The organism is Acinetobacter seohaensis, assembly GCF_056431365.1.
Map to the genome: position 1 here is coordinate 1 of NZ_JBWKMK010000032.1, position 19064 is coordinate 19064.

At 38.5% G+C, this 19064-nt stretch carries 15 protein-coding genes and 5 pseudogenes; 10 read left to right on the forward strand and 10 right to left on the reverse strand.

Annotation, left to right across the window (positions count from 1 at the left end; translation table 11 throughout):
• Nucleotides 1–123: 123 nt before the first annotated feature.
• The 4 genes and pseudogenes from AC07E5_RS06115 to AC07E5_RS06130 form a co-directional block, all read right to left on the reverse strand.
• A pseudogene (locus AC07E5_RS06115) lies at nucleotides 124–240 on the reverse strand (helix-turn-helix domain-containing protein); the annotation flags it as partial.
• Between the two features lie 358 nt (nucleotides 241–598).
• Nucleotides 599–1069, reverse strand: a pseudogene (locus AC07E5_RS06120) (IS6-like element IS1008 family transposase); the annotation flags it as partial.
• A pseudogene (locus tag AC07E5_RS06125) lies at nucleotides 1065–1202 on the reverse strand (DNA-binding response regulator); the annotation flags it as partial. The pseudogenes AC07E5_RS06125 and AC07E5_RS06120, both read right to left, overlap by 5 nt.
• Before the next feature lies 1 nt (nucleotide 1203).
• Entirely contained in the window at nucleotides 1204–2880 is a 1677-nt protein-coding gene (locus AC07E5_RS06130; protein ID WP_000916208.1) for a phosphoethanolamine transferase, read from the reverse strand.
• A 103-nt stretch (nucleotides 2881–2983) separates the two neighbouring features.
• Here AC07E5_RS06130 and AC07E5_RS06135 point away from each other — a divergent pair.
• The 3 genes and pseudogenes from AC07E5_RS06135 to AC07E5_RS06145 form a co-directional block, all read left to right on the forward strand.
• Nucleotides 2984–3106, forward strand: a pseudogene (locus tag AC07E5_RS06135) (DUF1376 domain-containing protein); the annotation flags it as partial.
• A gap of 129 nt (nucleotides 3107–3235) precedes the next feature.
• A complete protein-coding gene (locus tag AC07E5_RS06140; RefSeq protein ID WP_498624987.1) occupies nucleotides 3236–3448 on the forward strand; it encodes a hypothetical protein in 213 nt (70 codons plus the stop codon).
• Between the two features lie 213 nt (nucleotides 3449–3661).
• Nucleotides 3662–4093 (forward strand): hypothetical protein, encoded by a 432-nt coding sequence (locus AC07E5_RS06145; RefSeq protein WP_498624988.1) that lies wholly within the window; start codon nucleotides 3662–3664, stop codon nucleotides 4091–4093.
• Nucleotides 4094–4427: 334 nt separating this feature from the next.
• On the opposite strand, the gene AC07E5_RS06150 is transcribed toward AC07E5_RS06145, so the two are convergent.
• Entirely contained in the window at nucleotides 4428–5117 is a 690-nt protein-coding gene (locus tag AC07E5_RS06150) for an NYN domain-containing protein (RefSeq protein WP_130625977.1), read from the reverse strand.
• 219 nt (nucleotides 5118–5336) lie between these two features.
• Between AC07E5_RS06150 and AC07E5_RS06155 the strand changes: the two genes are divergently transcribed.
• The 3 genes from AC07E5_RS06155 (at nucleotide 5337) to AC07E5_RS06165 (ending at nucleotide 7467) form a co-directional block, all read left to right on the forward strand.
• Complete coding sequence (locus AC07E5_RS06155; protein ID WP_498624990.1) at nucleotides 5337–6569, forward strand: hypothetical protein; 1233 nt, start codon at nucleotides 5337–5339, stop codon at nucleotides 6567–6569.
• 309 nt (nucleotides 6570–6878) lie between these two features.
• Complete coding sequence (locus tag AC07E5_RS06160) at nucleotides 6879–7166, forward strand: BrnT family toxin (protein ID WP_120366266.1); 288 nt, start codon at nucleotides 6879–6881, stop codon at nucleotides 7164–7166.
• Nucleotides 7153–7467 (forward strand): BrnA antitoxin family protein, encoded by a 315-nt coding sequence (locus AC07E5_RS06165; RefSeq protein ID WP_171265058.1) that lies wholly within the window; start codon nucleotides 7153–7155, stop codon nucleotides 7465–7467. Before AC07E5_RS06160 ends, AC07E5_RS06165 begins: the two co-directional genes overlap by 14 nt.
• A gap of 83 nt (nucleotides 7468–7550) precedes the next feature.
• On the opposite strand, the gene AC07E5_RS06170 is transcribed toward AC07E5_RS06165, so the two are convergent.
• Entirely contained in the window at nucleotides 7551–8876 is a 1326-nt protein-coding gene (locus tag AC07E5_RS06170) for an ISNCY family transposase (RefSeq protein WP_498624993.1), read from the reverse strand.
• A 224-nt stretch (nucleotides 8877–9100) separates the two neighbouring features.
• On the opposite strand from AC07E5_RS06170, the gene AC07E5_RS06175 reads away from it, so the two are divergent.
• Nucleotides 9101–9652: a hypothetical protein gene (locus AC07E5_RS06175; protein ID WP_171265059.1), complete on the forward strand. Its 552-nt coding sequence runs from the start codon at nucleotides 9101–9103 to the stop codon at nucleotides 9650–9652.
• 248 nt (nucleotides 9653–9900) lie between these two features.
• Nucleotides 9901–10146 carry a helix-turn-helix domain-containing protein gene (locus AC07E5_RS06180; RefSeq protein WP_498625011.1) on the forward strand — a complete coding sequence of 82 codons (246 nt, stop codon included), beginning with the start codon at nucleotides 9901–9903 and terminating at the stop codon, nucleotides 10144–10146.
• A 120-nt stretch (nucleotides 10147–10266) separates the two neighbouring features.
• Here the strand turns inward: AC07E5_RS06180 and AC07E5_RS06185 are convergent, their stop codons facing one another.
• From AC07E5_RS06185 to AC07E5_RS06200, 4 genes and pseudogenes are all read right to left on the reverse strand, one after another.
• Entirely contained in the window at nucleotides 10267–12747 is a 2481-nt protein-coding gene (locus AC07E5_RS06185; protein ID WP_498624995.1) for a relaxase/mobilization nuclease domain-containing protein, read from the reverse strand.
• The gene (locus AC07E5_RS06190; RefSeq protein ID WP_005175503.1) at nucleotides 12737–13231 is read right to left on the reverse strand and encodes a MobC family plasmid mobilization relaxosome protein; all 495 of its coding nucleotides are present in this window, start codon (nucleotides 13229–13231) and stop codon (nucleotides 12737–12739) included. Before AC07E5_RS06190 ends, AC07E5_RS06185 begins: the two co-directional genes overlap by 11 nt.
• Nucleotides 13232–13902: 671 nt before the next feature.
• Nucleotides 13903–14644 (reverse strand): annotated as a pseudogene (locus AC07E5_RS06195) (IS256 family transposase); the annotation flags it as partial.
• 204 nt (nucleotides 14645–14848) lie between these two features.
• The gene (locus AC07E5_RS06200; protein ID WP_498624997.1) at nucleotides 14849–16018 is read right to left on the reverse strand and encodes a replication initiation protein; all 1170 of its coding nucleotides are present in this window, start codon (nucleotides 16016–16018) and stop codon (nucleotides 14849–14851) included.
• A 277-nt stretch (nucleotides 16019–16295) separates the two neighbouring features.
• Here AC07E5_RS06200 and AC07E5_RS06205 point away from each other — a divergent pair, with 277 nt between their 5' ends.
• A complete protein-coding gene (locus AC07E5_RS06205; RefSeq protein ID WP_498624999.1) occupies nucleotides 16296–17846 on the forward strand; it encodes a type I restriction-modification system subunit M in 1551 nt (516 codons plus the stop codon).
• Nucleotides 17843–19018 (forward strand): restriction endonuclease subunit S, encoded by a 1176-nt coding sequence (locus AC07E5_RS06210; RefSeq protein ID WP_498625001.1) that lies wholly within the window; start codon nucleotides 17843–17845, stop codon nucleotides 19016–19018. The genes AC07E5_RS06205 and AC07E5_RS06210 overlap by 4 nt, the downstream gene beginning before the upstream one ends.
• The last annotated feature ends 46 nt before the right edge of the window (nucleotides 19019–19064 follow it).

The window sequence follows — 19064 nt, forward strand, 5'->3', positions numbered from 1 at the left end:
AAGTATTTGGATTGTCACTGCTTGCTCCAAAGTTAACATGTTGAGCAGTCCAAAATGACCGCTATATTAACCAAGGGGGTCAGTTTTTAAATGCCATTAGGGGGTCATTTTTACACTGCCGCTAACATCTGAAATTGTTGTTTTATTGACTTTAGTTTTTTCTGCAAGACTTTTCTGTGTGTGGCCCAATCCTTTTCTGGCCAAACGTATTTTTTTACCTATTTCACCTCGTGTAGCCATTTTTTGCTCCCCAAATTTGTTAGCTATATAGCAAACTTTTAACTAATAATAGTTAATGTTCGCTATATAGCAAACTTTTATAATGACTCTTGAATGGCTAAATTGAACTTATAAGATTCAATTTAGCCTCGAATTAAGTTAATAGAATCCGTATATGTATGGCAGTTATCAATAATGAGACAGTCATATACCTCTTGAGAAGAGGAACTTCATATGCCTTGAATTTGAATGATTAGACAAAATTATGACTTTTAATTTTCTGTGTAATGAAGCTTTGTTTTATTAATATTTACCCTGAAGCCGAAGGGCACTGTTGCAAATAGAGATTTGAGTCGATGAAGTTCCTTTTTAAAAGTGCTTAGAGACCGAAAACCCTGTTGATTAGACACACTTCACCTTGAGGCTGACCATAATAAAATGACGATGCTTGTCCTTTACGTAGTGCACGCATGACTTCAATACCTTTAATTGTGGCATAAGCCGTCTTCATAGATTTGAATCCTAATGTGGCCCTGATGATCCGCTTTAACTTACCATGATCACATTCAATGACATTATTTTTATACTTAATCTGCCTGTGCTCAATATCTACTGGACATTTTCCTTCTCGCTTTAACCGTGATAAAGCATGGCCATAGGTCGCTGCTTTATCTGTATTGATGACCCGTGGAATTTGCCATTTTTTCACCGTATTGAAGATCTTTCCTAAAAAACAATAGGCTGATTTACTGTTCCGTCTAGCGGAAAGGTAAAAGTCAATCGTATGACCACGTTGATCAACTGCACGATACAGGTAAGTCCATCGCCCCTTCACTTTGATATAAGTAGACCTGCTGCTGTAACTGTTTTAAACCCTCAATCCCATTATTGACCCAATGCACATCAAATTGATGCAGCTTGAGCAATGTTTCAGTCGACTCGGCAATCATAAAGTCATCTTCAATAATCAGTATTTTATGCATTTCAAGCTCTGTTCTTTAAGGATGGTGAGCATTGTGCAAGCATATCATTTTTAGCTTCAGTCACTTGCGTTTTTATATCCAGTAAACTTAATAAGCTGGGGAAAAGATGATCCTGACTACGGGCCTGTTCGGTCTGTCCTTTGAGACAGCTGACCTGCTGGGTATTCTGCTGCTTCCAGGCATCGGAGAACCACATCAGCATCGGGACATGGGTTTGCTGGGTCGGTGCCATGCTATAAGGAGCACCATGCAGGTATAAACCATGCTCTCCGGTGGATTCTCCATGATCAGACAGGTACCAGAAACCGGTCTGATATTGAGTCTGCTGCTTTAAAGTTTCAATGATCTGGGCAAGAACATGGTCTGTATATACAATCGAATTATCATAGCTATTCTTTAATTCTTCTGTACTACAGCCCTGAATAGCATTGGTATTACAGGTCGGTTGAAATGGCTGATATGGCGCTTTGGAACGCTTGTAATATGCGGGGCCATGACTACCCATCTGATGCAGTACAATTAATTGTGGTTTCGGGTTGTTTTTATCCAGATGTGCCAGATAATCTTTCAGGCTATCCACCAGGATTTCATCAAAACATTCACCACCGGCATCACACCACTTCTGTTTCAGTTGTGCCGGAATCTGGTATTTTTGTACCCGGTCACAGGCACCTTTACAGCCCGAATTATTATCAATCCAGGTCACCTGATACCCGGCGCGCTGAGCAATATCCAGTAAACCTTCTCGGTGGCTGGCTAACTGTTCATCATAGGTTTCACGTGACATGCCCGAAAACATACAAGGGACTGAAACAGCTGTGGCAGTTCCACAAGAGCTGACCTGATTGAAATTAATTACTGGTAACTTGCTCAGTTCAGGATTGGTATTGCGCGCATAGCCATTTAAAGCGAAACTCTCGGCACGTGCAGTTTCTCCCACAACCAGCACCATCAATTTGGGTTGTTTCTGTATTTGAGCCTGCTGCAGCAGATGGGCATCTTCACCATAAGGAATCAAAGGCAAATTGGCTTTAGGTGCTTTCTTTTTATAGTAGGATACGGTGGATGCAATGCTATTTTGCGGGGAAATCATGCCCTTCAGATCGCGGTGCTCGCGGAAGATGGCTGCATAATCGACATAAAAACAGAATAACAGTCCTAGAATCAATACGGCCGAAAGCAGACTGCTAAGGCTTTTATGCAACAATTGACGCCCGAAAGATGCAGGCTGAATGTTCAGCATCCAGATGATACACAAAGGAAAAATCACAAAGACCAGCGTCCAGATCACCAGCCGTATTGACCAGAGATCACGGACTTCCCGAGCATCGGTCTGCAGCATATTCTGGATCTGGTCCGGCGTAATAACAACCCCCAGACTATTGACAAAATAAGCACTAAAACCGCCCAGAATGATCAGCACACTGGCCAGTATCTTGGCATTCCATTTCCAGTTCAGCCACTGCAAGACCAGATTGTACAAGCCGATAACTACCAGGACTGTAGCCGCCAATAATGCGCCTGCCTTGAGGTTGGTATAAGGCGTCAATTGATGGATTTTCTGATAGAAAGCAAAGTTTAAGACCAGTCCCAGCCAAATGGCGAGTAAAAGGTTGAAGCGTGCAAGGCTGATGGGTTTGATCTGGCGTAGACCGGGAAAAGAAGGCAGCTTAAGCATTTTTTTAGTTCAAAGACTTTAATATGCTTTAGCCTAAAATTTGAATCTTAAAAATGACTTAAAATAATCTGAGAACTACAAAAACTTATACATATTTTGATTTCAAATCAAATCTGATAAAACTAAAAATGCAGCCCAAGCACGTTGGGGAAAATCCGCAAGTAATGCTCAAGCAAATCATGAGCACAGCCCGAGTATTACTCAAGTCATGCTTGAACCATGCCCTGAATAGCCACCACTTTACTAGACAAATACAGCCCAAAGAATGATTTCACCCTGAAAATGCCGACCATGGAAGGGATTCATATGCTGCACCTTTAGCTAAAAGAGGATTCAGCTTACCATTAGTGGTTATTTGCAACAGTGCCAAAATATTCAGCCTGACAGTCAGGATTACAGTACAAATGAACAAATCCGTACAACTACAGACTTACAAGAAATTGTACAGCCCGAACAAATTACAGCAATAGAAAATAAGCCTATTCAGCAAGCTGCTACGATAACACCGGAACCTAAAAAACGAGGTTTATTGGGCCGAGTGCTACATGCTGTTTTAAGTGATGACTAGAGGTTGAATTGTTTACCAAGGCTTATTAAAACCGTGAAACATTGGTCAAAGAATAGGCGTGGAACGTGAAAAATCATAAAAAAAGCCCACCTTGGGGAAGATGGGCTATAAACTTTGAAATAAGTATATGAATTTCAAAGTAAATTATAAAACGTTTCGTATAAGGTGTATTATGTTAATTTTAGATAATTTAAACATTATAGAGAGAAAAAGATGGGAGAGTGGTCAGAGTATTTCGAAGATTTTCCAGAAGAAAATCCAGCAAATTATCGTAATCAAGATTCCGATCTTGGCCCACGTTCAAAGTATTTCCCAGATTGGCATGAAAGCCAATTAACAAGAACTGAGTTAGCCGAAATTGCTAAAAAAATAGAAGCTGAGAATGCAGAACTAGAAAGACAGGCAGAAGACAAAGCTAGAGCCATACAAGAAGCGAAATCTTACCCTTTGGTTCAAGTAGATGTATGTCCAATCTGTAATTTGAAAACGATGCATATGCATCAAATCACTGAGGACCATTACTTTGGTGAATGCCAAGAATGTGGCAAATCTGATACTGATATAAAGCCAGAAAAAATTCTGGAGAAAATTGAGGATCTAGTTTGGAACCAGTCTGAAGATTTAGATATTGATGAAGAGTTTTAACATATGCTAAACCATGATGTAAGATTGAGTTTCATATAATCCTATTAGCATTTATTACTTAGCTAAAAGAAGTAATTAACAGTTGAAAAATTAAGAAAATTTTTAGAGAATACATTTACGTACAGTAGGGTCATTCAACTTAACAAGTCTTTTATCGTGCTTTGGTAAAAGAGTGCCAGTCCTCTCGACTGGTAATAATTGTTAGGAGATGATCATGGGACCTAAAGTTCTATATATTCATTCTTACAAGCGCTATAGATTAGGGGCGTGGGAGCACGTAAGTGCTCACTATCGCTCTCTACCTAAGTAACTTGGAAGAGAGGGCCCTACTGTATTACCAATCCTCAGGCTTTTTGATAAGTTTCCCTTCAAAAATTATTTCATCTGGAAACTGAGCCTTTTTAATATTCTTTTCCTTGATCGTTTGTGTTTCTGTAGCAAGATTTTTTAAGCTATAAGCTATATTAGTGCAAGGAGAGAGTAATACGACTGGGAGTTTTGCCTCGTCAATTACAATTTTTATAGCTTCAACTAAATCGCCATCATTCGTAATTACTACCGCCTTATCAAAACGTTTTAATAAAGCATCCCGAACTAAATGCACTCCTAAATTAACATCAGAACCTTTTTCTTCTGTTTTAATGATTTTCACACAAACAGGTTCCGGTTCTATTTCTAATTTTTCTGGTGTAGGTTTTAATAAAAGGGGATTTACACAAGGCATCCATTTTTCAGACACCTGAAAACTTCCAAAATGTAACTTTATTTTATTACTAGTACTTAAGGCATTAAGGTAGACCTGTTGATCTCTAGGAGAAGATTCTGTCTTACCAGATACATGGGCTGTATAATAATGAATCTCATTGATCACTACATCTTTAGGGCTAGATGTTAAAAGTAGGTTAGTACATAGTTTGTTAATATCTAGCCATTTTAACCCCTTTTTTGAGTCCCCATCCGTTCCTTTTTTTCTTAATGCTCGATAGTAAAGATTGAAACCATCTACATAAACATTAATTATCATTTATAAAACCCCAGATATGCAAAAGCCCACTTGGCAGTGGGCTTTTCATCTATGGCACGCCACAGATCAGTAATGAGTCTATAATAACAACTTATTTTTTTTAGTCGACCATTGGTTTTCATTAAAAACACAATTAAATCAAAGACTTGCAAATTAAACATTGACAATCACTAATTAAATTAATATAAGTCCTTAGGACTTATATTAATTTAATAACATATGAAAAATTTAAAAGAGACTCTTTTAGAATGGTTCAAGCATGATTACTCCCATCCAGCTATAAGCAGACAAGCTCTTTTTTCACAATTTCTAATTTTTTATTATGAACAGAAATATAAAGGATCACCTATTAAAGGTATTTCTCATTACAGATATCCAGTTAAAGCTTTTTATCAATGTTGTGATTTCTTATTGCAGGATGAAGAAATATTTGTCAGCAATTTAACTCCAAAGGGTTTTAATTACATCTATAAATTATCTGAACAAAAAGATCCTTTATTTGAAGAGCGTATAGTTTGTTCGATTTATCCATATGGATATCTTACATACCTTTCAGCAATGCGTGCGTATAAATTAACTAGCTTAAATTCAAATACAATCCACTTTATATCAACTGATAGAGAGACTTGGAAAAGAAATGCTCTTCATGATTTTGATCTTAAATTTAATGAAGATTATGGAATTTCAAGTAACGATTTTCCTCAACATTTAATTATTCCCACCTTTCCAAATGAGCATAAAATATTAGATAAAGATTTAATTACTTTTACACAAAAAAATCTTGAAATATCTGAATTTAATAAAAATAATAAATCATTAAAAATAGAAGATATCTTATCGTTATTTATTTCTATGACAAGGAAACCACATTTGTGTGGCGGATACCAAAATGTATTAGACGTATTTTCAAAAAATATTGATGTACATTTCAAGGATTTAATAGAATATTTAGATCATAATGGATCTGAGATTGATAAAGTAAGATTCGGTTTTATCTTAAATAAAAAATTAAATAAAAATCATAAGATTATTGATAAATGGAAAGTTCAACAAGAAGGAAAACGTGGTAGCTCTCGTAAATTAATAAGCAGTCAACCTTTTAGTGATCGTTTTGATCCAGAATGGAATCTCTCATTAAATTATAAAGATACGGATGATTATGTAAAGTGTAATGTCAAAAAGCTTATTGTTACCACTAAAGATTTAACGGAATCTGATTTCCAAAAGATTTTTGGACCAATTTTAATTTTTAATAGTAAAAATATTAGAGATGCTAATTTTGGTCGGAATACTCTGATAGCTGAATTCTCTTTTGAACACATGATTAGTCATGAAATTCTATTCTTTGAAAAAAGAGAAGCTATTATTCGACAAAGGTTGAAGGAATTATTTAACTCAGAAGAAATAACATTTGAATATATTTATAGAGATAAGCCACTACAAGATTCCTAAATAATAGATTATTTAACATAAAATCTCTTATTCGCAATTTTAAAAACTGGAATTTTCCACCAATTCACCAGCCATTTAACATAATGGTGGTTATACGCAATACACTTGTATATTAATATAAAAATCAATGACTTAAAATTTCACATTCAACCCTAAAATCCGTAAAAAGCCGATTTTGAAACAAGTCGGCTTTTTTATGAGCAGTTTTGATATTCTTTGCCAATAATCTTGACTAAAAATTACACTTATTCCATTGAGTAATACAATTTTGTGATACATTATTATATATACAAATTTGAATGTTTTTTTATGGAACAGTATTTCGAATGGGATGAAGCAAAGAATCGAAAGAATCAGAAAAAGCATGATATCTCTTTCGAGACTGCAAGCCTTGTCTTTGATGATCCATTAAGGATCTCAATCCAGGATAGACATACCGATGGTGAGGAACGTTGGCAAACCATTGGAAGAGTAAAAGGCGTACTAATGCTATTAGTAGCTCACACCATCTTTGATGAAGATGACTGTGAAATCATAAGAATCATTAGTGCAAGACAGGTAACTAAAGCGGAGCGAGATAAATATGAGCATGGTTAGATACTCACGCAAAGAACTGAATGAAAAATTTAGTGAGAAGCAAGATGCTGAAATTAAACGCTTGCTTGCTAAAGGGACGGTTCCTGATGATCAGCTCAATCTATCAGACATTCCTGAAATTACAGACTGGAGCAATGCTGTACGCCATAATCAATTCTATCGCCCAGTGAAGCAACAGACCTCCATTCGTTTAGATGCTGATGTACTTGCATGGTTTAAAGCTCAAGGCAAAGGCTATCAAACTAGGATGAATGAAATTCTGCGAGATGCTATGCTGAAAGAATTAAAAAATAATCAATAAAAATGGGAGCTTAAGCTCCCATTTTTTTTGTGTGTGTTATTCCTAAGTAGAAATGTCCTACCTAATAACCAAATAGAAATGTCCTATATGGACAATTCCAAGTCAAGCACAGGATTTAGATTTCGTTCTTTGATTGCTATTTTCTGTGCACGTCTGCTTGGCATCTTTTGAGAACGATTGCGTTTGTTTTGTTGTTCCAGTTCTTCATGCTGTTGTTGGATATGATTCAGAACAGCACCCAACCGTTTATTCTCAACAATCTCTCGCTGATTCAGCTGACTTAATTTATCGAAGAGGCTGTAATTGATCTTTCGGCCATCATGCATGAGGGGTACAGTACCATCCGGGTATTCCAGGAACTCAAGATACTTACCGATCAACCTTTGATTTTCTTCGGTGTTTTCCAGGAGATATACGCATTTATCATAAGTAATCGTCAGGCTATTCGTGACTCTGCGGGGTTCACGCCAAGTAAAAATATCATCTAATTCTTCGGCTGTTTCAGTGATAGGCCGATGTAGATCCTTAGGATTAAAAGCCATCTTGGCGAACTTCTGATTGAACTGCTCAATGAAGCAGGGTAGCCAGGCATTAGCTTGCTCAATCGAGCTGATACCTTCCAGACGCATCTCCTTGATCAGACGGTCCTGAAGGGTTCTGTTGGCACGTTCCACACGGCCTTTGGCCTGTGGTGAATTGGCGAAGATGATATCGATATTCAGGGTACTGAGTACGCGTCCAAACTGGGTAATCTTGGTGTCTTTCTTGCTGCTTTGATTCACCCTGAAGACTGAATGTTTGTCGCTGTAAAATGCCAACGGCTTACCATGCTGCTCAACATACAAGCGTGTTGAAATCATATAATCAAAGGCTGATTCTGATTCACAGAAGCGTAAATGCTGCAATTTTCCTGTAGCATCATCGATAAACACCAGCAGACAGCATTTAGCAGCGCGTCCTTCAAACCAGTCATGATATGAGCCATCAATTTGGATCAGTTCACCAAAGCAATCCCGGTTGTAACGAGGCTGATACGGGCGTTTTAGGCGCTTGGATCGAGGAATCCATAAGTCAGCTGCAATCATCCAGGAACGCAGGGTTTCTACTGAAAGATCGAATCCATGTACGGTGGTGAGCTTTTCATGCGCTAAAGTGGGTCCGAAACCATGGAGTTGATCAGAAACAATATTGAGGCACTTGAGTCTGAGTTCTTCAGGAAGTTTGGAATTGCTGATTTGGCCACGACCGGCATGGGCTAATGCAGCGGGACCTTGAGCTTTGTATTTCTGCAGTAAGCGTCTGATCTGACGTTCTGAAATATGAAGTAGCTGAGCAGCCTGGGATTGAGTTATGCGTTGATCGCAGATTTCCTGCAAGACCGACAATCGTTTAAGTTCTTTATCCGACATAGACACCAACATATCAAACCGTCCGCTAACGAAATTGCAAAAGTGCATATTCTAAAAGCGGACATTTTTACTTTGGAGAAACCGGACATTTCTATTTTGGAGTTACAGTGTGACTTCGTATAAGGTGTATTATGTTAATTTTAGACTGTTTTTTTCGGAAGGAGAAAGTTTGATAAGCGTATAATAAATAAAACACCATCAAAATAGATATGTAATTCAAGAAAATGATAAATAAAAAAAAGTTACAAAAATCAGATGAGTTCATTATCTTCGAAGAAGATGTAGTACGTTACGTAAGAGAATTTCCTTTCTGGCTTCGTCTTTTTCTGCTGCCCTGGTCTCTGTTTTGTATTCCTTTCGTCTTGTATTATTTAGGCCTAGCACAATCGACAGATTGGACAAATACTCCAATTTTCGGAGTTATTTTTGCAACTTTCGGATTTTTGATCCTTCCTCTTGTTTTTTCAACTATGATTTTGTGGTTTGCAATTTTAGGTGATTCAATTGATTTGACGTTAAATTCCATATCTAGAGAAATCATTCTTCAAAGAAAGTCTCCTTTTAGAAGCAGGCTAACACATTACCCCCTTTCAAATTTACAAGTATATAAAGTTGAACTGGAATCAGACTACCCTGTTTACGATGCTGCAATAGTTACACTAAGAATGCCTGATGGTGTCAAAGTCAGTATCAGTGCTTTCTCTCGCGATGAAGAAGCGAAATACTATATTCAGAGAGTGCGCAAACTCATCGCGATAGCATCAGAATCACCATAAAATCAGACACTTTCATAAAATATGAGTTTATATTATGCCAGTTTAGGGCTCTATGTCACATTAAGAATGTTTAACTATTATTTAACATAAAATCTCTTATGCGTAATCAGTCTGTAAGCCCAAAGTAGAAATGTCCGGAGGATGGCATATAACTGTAAAAAACTATCTTTAGGTAGGTATCAACTGACATTTTGCCCATTTTAGGAATACTCTAGAAATAATAGGCTAAAATTGAAAGCTAAGCACGTATTCAAAAAATGGCTGATGAGCTACTGTTAGAGACTCAGCTACACCTTATTCGAGAAGAGTTAGAGATTTCCCAAAAAGAACTTGCTGAAACTTTGGGAATAAAACAGCCATCACTGTCAGCAATTGAAAATCGTGGTAATGATTTAAAGATTTCAACCATGAAAAAGTATGTTGAGGCTATGGGCGGTAAGCTCCGTATTGATGTAGAGCTTCCAACAGGAAAACATATAGGATTCAATGTGTAACAATAAAATGAGAGCTTACACAAAATAATTTACAGCCTCGGCTGATAAGAATTTAGCTCAAATTTAACCTGACAGGTACAATAAAAAATTGGTAACTGTCAGATCAGGTTTGAGTACACTTTAAAAGTTCAAGTCAAAGTCTTGTTTCGGATTTGACTTTGGTTTGAGGTCAAGGTCTAAGCTTTGATCTGAAACTAACTCGTTACTTTGAGGCGTGACTTTAGGTTTTGACGATTTGACAGCTTCAATTGTCAATTTGATATCTTCAAAGTTGTCTAAACTGACCTTGTATGCGGATATTTCGTCTTTAAAACGTGAATTTTGTGGCTCTAAAACAACATCGCATTTCAAATATTTGAGCATTCTTTCATCATTTTTTATAATTTTTTCTATTAGCTCATAGTCATTTTGGTACAGTATATTTCTTGCCTGACTCATGTAATCTTTCAGTTTTTCTGACTTTCGCTTAATTATATGAATAACATCAAATTTTCTACTATGCTGATAGGCATAGTCTTGCTGCGCTGAAAACTCGCGATGTGCAAGCGTATAGTCAGGATAGTAGCCATCAAGTCGTAGGTGTTTAAAATCAGTTGCAGGCTTTGGCTTTAGACGTATTTTCCTGATTTCTGTTGCTAGTCGATCAAACTCTCGAGCAAGCTCATGACACTCCTCATTTGTGTCTTTAAGTCGCTTACCGAGGAGATTAATGTTTCTATTTCTTCGCTGTAATCCTGTGGTGCAGACATCTGCGACACCTTCAAGATTACGGTATTGAGCTGTGTCTTTTCGTCTTTCAACTCCGTTTGCACTATATTTTTTAGCATACTCACTAAGTCCTGACTTTCTAAGGCTTTCGTCCATAGCTCTCGATATTGACTGCTGAAATTGGTTATTAATTTCTGTTGAAATTCTGCTGAAAAATTCCCTTGCTCTAGCTTTAAAAATTCCAATTTCATCTGAGAAATTAATTCCTTCCTTGTTTCGTTCTCCTCTTCCAAGTTGCTGATTTTGTTGTTCAAGTCTTGTTGTAGTTTCTTGTATAAATCCAAGGTGGTCTTTAATGAACTGTTTTCCTGCATCAAGAAGGCGTTTTGTTGACTCAATAATTCGTTTTGTTCTGCTAGGTAGTAGTCGATTTCGGTCTGCATCACTTATCTCCTTTGGTTGTTCAAAGTATTGATTTGACTTTGTATTGTTTGTGAATTCTGTTGAATCATTTCTTTTTGTGCTTGGATTGTCTTTAGGTTTGTACTGGACAGATAGGTTGTATATAAACTCATTAAAAGCGTCAGCACTCCAACCGCTATAACTCCCAATGCCGCGTACTTGGCTTTCTGCGACTGTAATAGTGACAGGATCTCTGTCTGTACGAACTCCGCTTGGCTCTCTATCGCTTGTTTTACTTGAAATTGGATTAGGACTTGGATTTGCTTCTGATCTATCGAAATGCTGTTTATCGCCTTGTCGATCTCGGCCTGCAGCGCTTGGACTGAGACGGAAAGCGTTTTGATTTTCGATAAATCTATATGTGATAGCTGACTTTTGATGGTCTCTAGCTGCTCCAGATAGCCCGCCATTGTCGTTTTCAGGGTTTGGGGTGACAGATTCTCTATCTCGGTCGAAATCGAGATTAAATTCGATTCTATGGCTTTGATCGTTTCCTCCATCCTGCTTAAAAGCATGGTGCTTTGCATGATAGGCAGCTCGCTTTGCTCTGTGAGAGTCAAGAAGTCTCTCAGCGTCTTTGATAGCAGCTGCAAGCTCGAATTCAGTTGGTCTGCTTCCTTCCGCCTCTCTAAGCCGCTCTGCATAAGCTCCAATTTCGAAGTCTTCATGATAAAAATCCCCTTTGAGTCGGTGCGTGGTTTCTTTTTCGTTGTCTATTTTGACTGAGATATAGTCCTTCCCTGCTTTTACTGACTTCACTCCATTGAGGTGCTCAATCTCCGCAATAATGTCGCTTCGGTTCTGAATCTCCCCTTTTTTCAGCAGCTCTCGGATCTGCATGTCTATAAATTTGTAGAACTGCTTTTTTTTCAGCTTCCCAAGATCCTGTTTGGGGATGATTTTTTCTGCGTGTTTATTTAGTTTGATGACGTAGTTCGGCTCTTGAGTGAGGTTCGACAAGCTGATGTCGTCAGGACGTGACCAGTCGTATTTCGTATTGAAGTAGTCCCTCAATGCATCAAAGTGCGCCTCGTGACCAGGTGGAGCGATATTGAGGGACTTTCCACTGGCAAGGTCGAGTCGTGGCACTAAAACGTGAATATGCTTTGAGCCGTCATCGTCAGTGTGTTGGACAGCAAATAGGTGGTATTGCGATGGATCGAGTCCAGCAAAAGCGTGTTTTTCAAACTCTGTTAAAACTTCGTGGATTTGCTCTTGAGTCGGGGCATCTTTTTTTGACCATGCAATCACGCCCGATGTGTACTTCCACAAGTGCGGGCTTGAATTGCAGATTGAGTTAAAAGTGATGGCATCACCTCGTAAGACTTCGATTCCTGCTCGTACCTGTCCTTTGTGATCTAAGTCATCAAGTAGATAAGCTGAAGCGTGTGTAGCCGATCCCTTTCCATGCGCTAAAAACTTAATATGCATCTTCATCCTCCTCGATCAAATCGACAGAAGGAAGAGAAAGTAATTGTTTTTTAATACGATCTGGGGTCTGTCTACTGATTTTAGGCAAGTCGGGGGAGAGCTGTTCAATTTGGTCTTGAATGCCTTTGAGCGCATGGAAACACCTAAAAATATCCAGCTTGCGCTGTTCTTCTGCGGTAGCGTTTTTTAGGATGTTTAAGGCTCGGGCGATTTGGTTGAGATTATTCCCGATCTTGGCCAGCTCGAGCAGTAATGCTGGGTCTGTTTTTTGATAGCGCTTTATGACTTCAAAAACCGTTTTGATTTTGAATCTAGGCGGTGGATCTTGCTCATCGTATCTAAATGCCATTGCTGCTTGGGATAGCTCGCGTTGGATTAACGACTGAATGAAATCCGTAAACCCTTCTTGTGTTTCTTTTAGATATTTCTCAAGTTGTTCCCATTGCAGCTGTGTCTGCCTGAAAATTCTGTTTTTTGTTCGCATATCATCAACCGATTAAATAAAAGGCGTTTGCTTTTAGCTCAACGAAGTTGAGCTGCCCATCTGCGATGGGCTAAGGGTGGTCTTAGGAGGGTTTCCCTCCTAACAAGCCCTGTAGATCAAAATTCGGAGAATTTTGTATATACAGGTAGGCTTGCTTATCAACAGCAGCGGTCTGTAAAACACACAAGACAATGCTGTAAATGTGACAATAGCAAAGATGAAAAAATTGAGTTTCCGAAAGTGTGGATTTGAGAAAAATATTTAATTTAGGCTATTAGAAAATAAAAAAGTAAATATTTATCAAGTATTTAAAAAAAATTATTGACTTTAATAAACTTAAAAAAACAAGCACAAAGCTTTACGATTGTTGAATTATTTTTTTAGATGGATTCCTTAAACGACCAATCCCTAGATGCTTTTGATTTTTACTGGGTAATGTTTGGTAGAAAATGTCAAAATAAGTATGTATTGAAAATAATTTGGGTATGTATTGAACGACTAAAAAAGCAATTTCAGCATGTATTGAAATTTTTTTTGCTGTGTAACGCCAGATTTGATGTCTTTTTAATTAAAAGATTAAAAATTAAGTTTTATACCATTGATATTAAAGTATCTTTAGTGTTAGCACGAATAATTCGAGAGCTTTCAAAATTCTGTGTCAGTCAAATTGGCTAGAGCTTAATTATATGAGGAGAACTGCTCCGCAAGCGTCTGCCTTCAAAATCAATCGATAACTGTGTGATGGTTTGCCCCCAGTTTGTCACCGACATTGTCCATTTTTCAGAAGCCTGTTGAATCCCAATATAGAGCAATTTCAGCAGGCTATTTTCATTCGGGAAAGCCCCCTTGGTTTTGGTCAGTTTCCTGAATTGACGATGTACTGCCTCAACTGCATTGGTGGTGTAAATTGGTTTTCTAACCGCTTTTGGATATTTGAAATAGGCACTGAGTAAATGCCATTTTTCACGCCATGAGCGAATGACTTTTTCGTATTTATCACCCCATTTGGCTTCCAGTTCATCCAGCGCCATTTCAGCTGCTTGCTTGGTGTCTGCCCGGTAAACAGGTTTCAGATCAGCCATAAAGGCTTTTTGATCCTTACTCGCCACATAACGTAAGCTATTGCGGATCTGGTGGATGATACAAAGCTGAACCTCTGTCTGTGGAAAGATCGCAGCAATCGCTTCAGGGAAACCTTTAAGTCCATCCACACAGGCAATCAGAATGTCCTGGATGCCACGGTTCTGCAAATCTGTGAGTACGCTGAGCCAGTAATTGGCACCTTCGCTTTCTGATAGATAGCCCCAGCAGTTCTTTGTGGCCCTCGGTATTTAATCCCAGTACGGTATAAACGGCTTTGTTGACATAACGCCCCTCATCTTTGATCTTGTAATGAATCGCATCGAGCAACACAAAAAGTTGAGTTGTTTGAGGAGGCAAAAGCAATAACTTTCTGTTGGCATATAAACAGAGGTTAGTTTTTTTATTTTAAAACTGAACAAATCTTAGACCACGTATTACTCTATCCCTAGATGATAATTGCTACGCAATTCTTTCTCTAAGAGCACCACTACACTGATAGCTATTTGGAAAAATATGAGGTTAAATAAATAATATTTAACAGTTTTCATCTAAATTATTTGTATTGATTTTTGAAGACGTTTTATGCTGTTTTTCTGGCTTAATTGCGTTATAAACAGCGCTGAGAGACAGACCTGTAAGTTTAGCAATATCTGCGGCTTTCTTGCCACGTTTTGCTAATTTCCGGGCCTCGGTGCGTTGCTGTGCGTATTTTTTACCTTTGGCCTTGCCGCCCTTTTTTCCACATTTTGATGCAAGTTCACTTAGTTCTGACTGCGTGAACTTTTCGTATTTTCCGAGTTTTTCATAGCAAAATTTTATAATGCTACAACAAATTGTCATAACCTCTGCCTTCGAAAGCGGTGGATGACATTTTGATGCGTTTAGTTCACATGCAAAATCATGAATAACTCTCTCAAATTGGGCATCAGTCCACGCCTGTGCATTCTTCTTGTATAATCCATACGCAGATTTACGCACTGTATTGAATAAAAAATTATTTCTTTTTCCTGCCAGTACTGTAAGTAAATTTGCATCTTCTGCTGTGGTTTGAGCCGTTGTTTTTTTCTGTAATCTTTCAATGAACGTGGTATTTGTTACTTGGAATTGACTGATACGAGCTAGCTCATACATTTCATAAGAACTAGAACGCATACCTACCACATCCCATCGCTGTGTACAGAACGGATTCTTGGCAACATAATTATGATAACAATCATCTCCGCCGAAAATCATATTTAAATGCTGTTTCAGGGCCTTATAGAATACATGTGCCTTTTTGCTGTAATTGCCTTTACTATTTTTGACATCAATGCATAGCCAGTTTTTTAAGCAATAAATGAGCTGAACATGTCCGTTTGCCGGATTTTTGATGATCAAGTTAGGAACTGGTGCATTTGGTGTACTATAGATCATTACTTCTATCGAATCCGCGATTCGGCGATCGATGTCAATCACCAAGACACCGACTTTAAAGTCAGATGCCATTCTCATATAAGCAAATTGTGAAAAATTCCCATGATTTTTCTGAAGCATTGTTGGTTTTTCACCCGCCAGTGCTACTTTACTCGTCCATAGTAGACAGACATCTGAAATAGATGAACGAAAAGTGTTAAGTGCATCAGCAAGATCTCTTTGTTTTGTTTTTTGTTCTTCAAAAACAAAGTTCTTTTGAAATAACTCAAACGAATTTTCATTTTTTATCATAGAGAAATCAGTAGATCAAACTTGTAAAATTTCTCCCGACTGTAATGTATTTAAAAAAATGACTTCTCCGATAGTTGGGTTTTGGAAAAAAAAAGTTGGTTCGGTTTAAAAAATGAAGATTTTTATAATGTTTCAGAGATTTTGTATTGCCTGCCCAGAGTAATCTCTCTTCAGCACAGCAGTAATGCCAGCGATTCATTTACCCTCTGCTCTCTTTTCAGCTAATATGCTTTACCTGCAAGAAAACAGTCAGTTATTTTTAATCAAGAGTAAATCCATGGCCCGCGCTCCCAAGAAAGAAGCCAAGCAAGAACCGTTAGAAGTCGTATTGTGGAAAACAGCAGACAAACTTCGTAAGAACATTGACGCTGCAGAGTACAAGCATGTTGTTCTTGGTTTGATCTTCCTCAAATATATCAGCGACACTTTTGAAGCTCACTACAACTTACTCGTAGAAGGTGAGGGAGAGTTTGCAGGAGCTGACCCTGAAGACCGTGATGAATACACTGCATACAACGTCTTCTTTGTTCCTGAGAATGCACGTTGGTCATTCCTGTTAAACCAAGCCAAACAACCTAACATTGGCAAGTTAGTCGATGATGCAATGGAAGCCATTGAGAATGACAACCCACAGTTGAAGGGTGTACTTCCTAAGGTTTATGCACGTCAGAATCTCGATCCTACGAGCCTAGGAGAGCTGATTGACCTGATTGGTAACATTGCACTAGGCGATGCGAAATCTCGCTCTGCTGACGTTCTAGGCCATGTATTTGAGTACTTCCTTGGTGAGTTCGCTTTAGCTGAAGGTAAACAAGGTGGACAGTTCTACACGCCTAAATCCATTGTCAGTCTGTTGGTCAATATGCTTGAACCATACAAAGGACGTGTATTCGATCCTTGCTGTGGTTCAGGGGGTATGTTTGTTCAGTCTGAGAAGTTTGTAGAGTCTCATCAGGGCTTAGTGGATGACATCTCCATCTATGGACAAGAGAGTAACCAAACGACTTGGCGACTCGCTAAGATGAACTTAGCCATTCGTGGCATTAACTCAGAGCATGTGAAATGGAACTCTGAGGGTTCATTCCTGAATGATGCACACAAAGACCTAAAAGCGGATTACATCATTGCCAATCCACCATTCAACGTTTCTGATTGGAGTGGTGATTTACTTAAGGAAGATGCTCGTTGGTCATTGGGTGTACCACCTGCAGGTAATGCTAACTTCGCATGGATGCAACACTTCTTGTATCACATGAGTCCTAAAGGTCAGGCAGGTGTAGTACTTGCTAAAGGTGCTTTAACCTCTAAAACCAGTGGTGAGGGTGAAATTCGTAAAGCCTTGGTTTCAGAAGCCAATGTCATCGACTGTATTGTAAATCTACCTGCCAAGCTATTCCTGAATACCCAGATTCCTGCAGCCTTATGGTTTATGCGTCGTGACCGTGTTGGTTCAACCAAGTACAAAGATCGTAGCAATGAAATCCTATTCATTGATGCTCGTAACCTAGGGCATCTGATTAACCGAAGAACCAAAGTATTGTCTGATGAAGACATTAAGCTGATTACTGACACTTACCACAATTGGCGAAACCAAGATGGTGAGTATGAAGACGTTGCAGGCTTCTGTGCATCTGTAACCTTAGATAAAGTGGCTGAGCTTGACTATGTACTCACTCCAGGTCGTTATGTTGGTTTAGCTGATGATGAAGATGAGTTCGACTTTAAGGAACGCTTCACCAGTCTAAAAGCGGAGTTTGAGGCGCAGCTTGCAGAGGAAGCGAAGCTAAACCAAGCCATTGCTGAGAACTTGGCGAAGGTGACTGTATGAGTGGGTGGCTAAGCGGAAAACTTGGAGATATTGCTGATATTGTAATGGGGCAATCACCAACAGGTGAATCAGTCAATACCAATGGTTTAGGGGAGCCTTTATTAAATGGCCCAACTGAATTCACTATTAGGTATCCTAAAGCTGTCCAATTTTCTACTGATTCTAAGAGATTTAGCAAAGTTAATGACATATTGTTCTGCGTTCGTGGTTCAACCACAGGGCGAATGAATTGGGCTGATAAAGACTATGCAATTGGTCGTGGTCTAGCTGCTATTAGACACAAGCATGGGGAAGAATATCGTTACTTTGTAAAAGCAATTCTCGATTACTATCTTGATACTATGTTGGCTTCAGCATCAGGATCAACTTTCCCGAATGTGTCAAAAGATCAGTTGAACGAGCTTGAGATAAGCTATCCCCCTCTTCCCGAACAAAAAGCTATAGCTTCAGTCCTTTCATCATTAGATGACAAGATTGACTTACTGCATCGTCAGAATAAGACCTTGGAAGCCATGGCTGAAACACTGTTTCGGCAATGGTTTATTGAGGAAGCGAAAGAGGATTGGCTTACTGTCCAAGTGAAAGATATTGTTAAACAGATAAAGCCAGGAACGAACTACCAACCTAAAAGACTAGAGAGTGGTATTCCTTTCCTTAATGTCAGAAATTTAAAGAATGGACAAATCGACTTACAAGGAATCTCATTTATCTCTCAGGAAGAGTATGAACGAGTTCATAAAGCTTGGAAGCCTGAAGTAGGTGATGTTCTAATATCTCGCATAGGAACGTTGGGCATAGTGGCTGTCTTAGGTAAAAGGGATATGCCTATGGCTGTACACTATAATATGTTAGTACTTAAACCTAACCTTACTAATACAGCATTCCTATACTTCTTGCTTCGATCACAATATTTTCAAGACCTTTACAGCAGTAAAGCTAGACAGAGCGTCCAAGAATATGTCGCAGTCGAAGATGCCGAAGCGATCGAGCTGAAATTACCTTTGAATGATGCTGATTTTGTTAAGAAGGAAGAACAATTTTCTGACCTGTTTAATAAGATAAGGGCCAATTTAGCGCAAATCCAAACACTAGAAAAACTGCGAGACACGCTTCTTCCTAAGCTAATGAGCGGTGAAGTGAGAATCCAATATCAAACAGAAGAAGTTGCATAACATTTGAGGTGAAGTCATTTGATGGCTTCACCTTTTTTACATCCAG

Excerpts from the sequence above, each read along its gene's own strand:
- AC07E5_RS06130 (WP_000916208.1), bottom strand. The coding sequence starts at position 2,880 with ATGCTTAAGCTGCCTTCTTTTCCCGGTCTACGCCAGATCAAACCCATC.
- AC07E5_RS06145 (WP_498624988.1), top strand. The coding sequence starts at position 3,662 with ATGGGAGAGTGGTCAGAGTATTTCGAAGATTTTCCAGAAGAAAATCCA.
- AC07E5_RS06150 (WP_130625977.1), bottom strand. The coding sequence starts at position 5,117 with ATGATAATTAATGTTTATGTAGATGGTTTCAATCTTTACTATCGAGCA.
- AC07E5_RS06155 (WP_498624990.1), top strand. The coding sequence starts at position 5,337 with ATGAAAAATTTAAAAGAGACTCTTTTAGAATGGTTCAAGCATGATTAC.
- AC07E5_RS06160 (WP_120366266.1), top strand. The coding sequence starts at position 6,879 with ATGGAACAGTATTTCGAATGGGATGAAGCAAAGAATCGAAAGAATCAG.
- AC07E5_RS06165 (WP_171265058.1), top strand. The coding sequence starts at position 7,153 with ATGAGCATGGTTAGATACTCACGCAAAGAACTGAATGAAAAATTTAGT.
- AC07E5_RS06170 (WP_498624993.1), bottom strand. The coding sequence starts at position 8,876 with ATGTCGGATAAAGAACTTAAACGATTGTCGGTCTTGCAGGAAATCTGC.
- AC07E5_RS06175 (WP_171265059.1), top strand. The coding sequence starts at position 9,101 with ATGATAAATAAAAAAAAGTTACAAAAATCAGATGAGTTCATTATCTTC.
- AC07E5_RS06185 (WP_498624995.1), bottom strand. The coding sequence starts at position 12,747 with ATGCATATTAAGTTTTTAGCGCATGGAAAGGGATCGGCTACACACGCT.
- AC07E5_RS06190 (WP_005175503.1), bottom strand. The coding sequence starts at position 13,231 with ATGCGAACAAAAAACAGAATTTTCAGGCAGACACAGCTGCAATGGGAA.
- AC07E5_RS06200 (WP_498624997.1), bottom strand. The coding sequence starts at position 16,018 with ATGATAAAAAATGAAAATTCGTTTGAGTTATTTCAAAAGAACTTTGTT.
- AC07E5_RS06205 (WP_498624999.1), top strand. The coding sequence starts at position 16,296 with ATGGCCCGCGCTCCCAAGAAAGAAGCCAAGCAAGAACCGTTAGAAGTC.
- AC07E5_RS06210 (WP_498625001.1), top strand. The coding sequence starts at position 17,843 with ATGAGTGGGTGGCTAAGCGGAAAACTTGGAGATATTGCTGATATTGTA.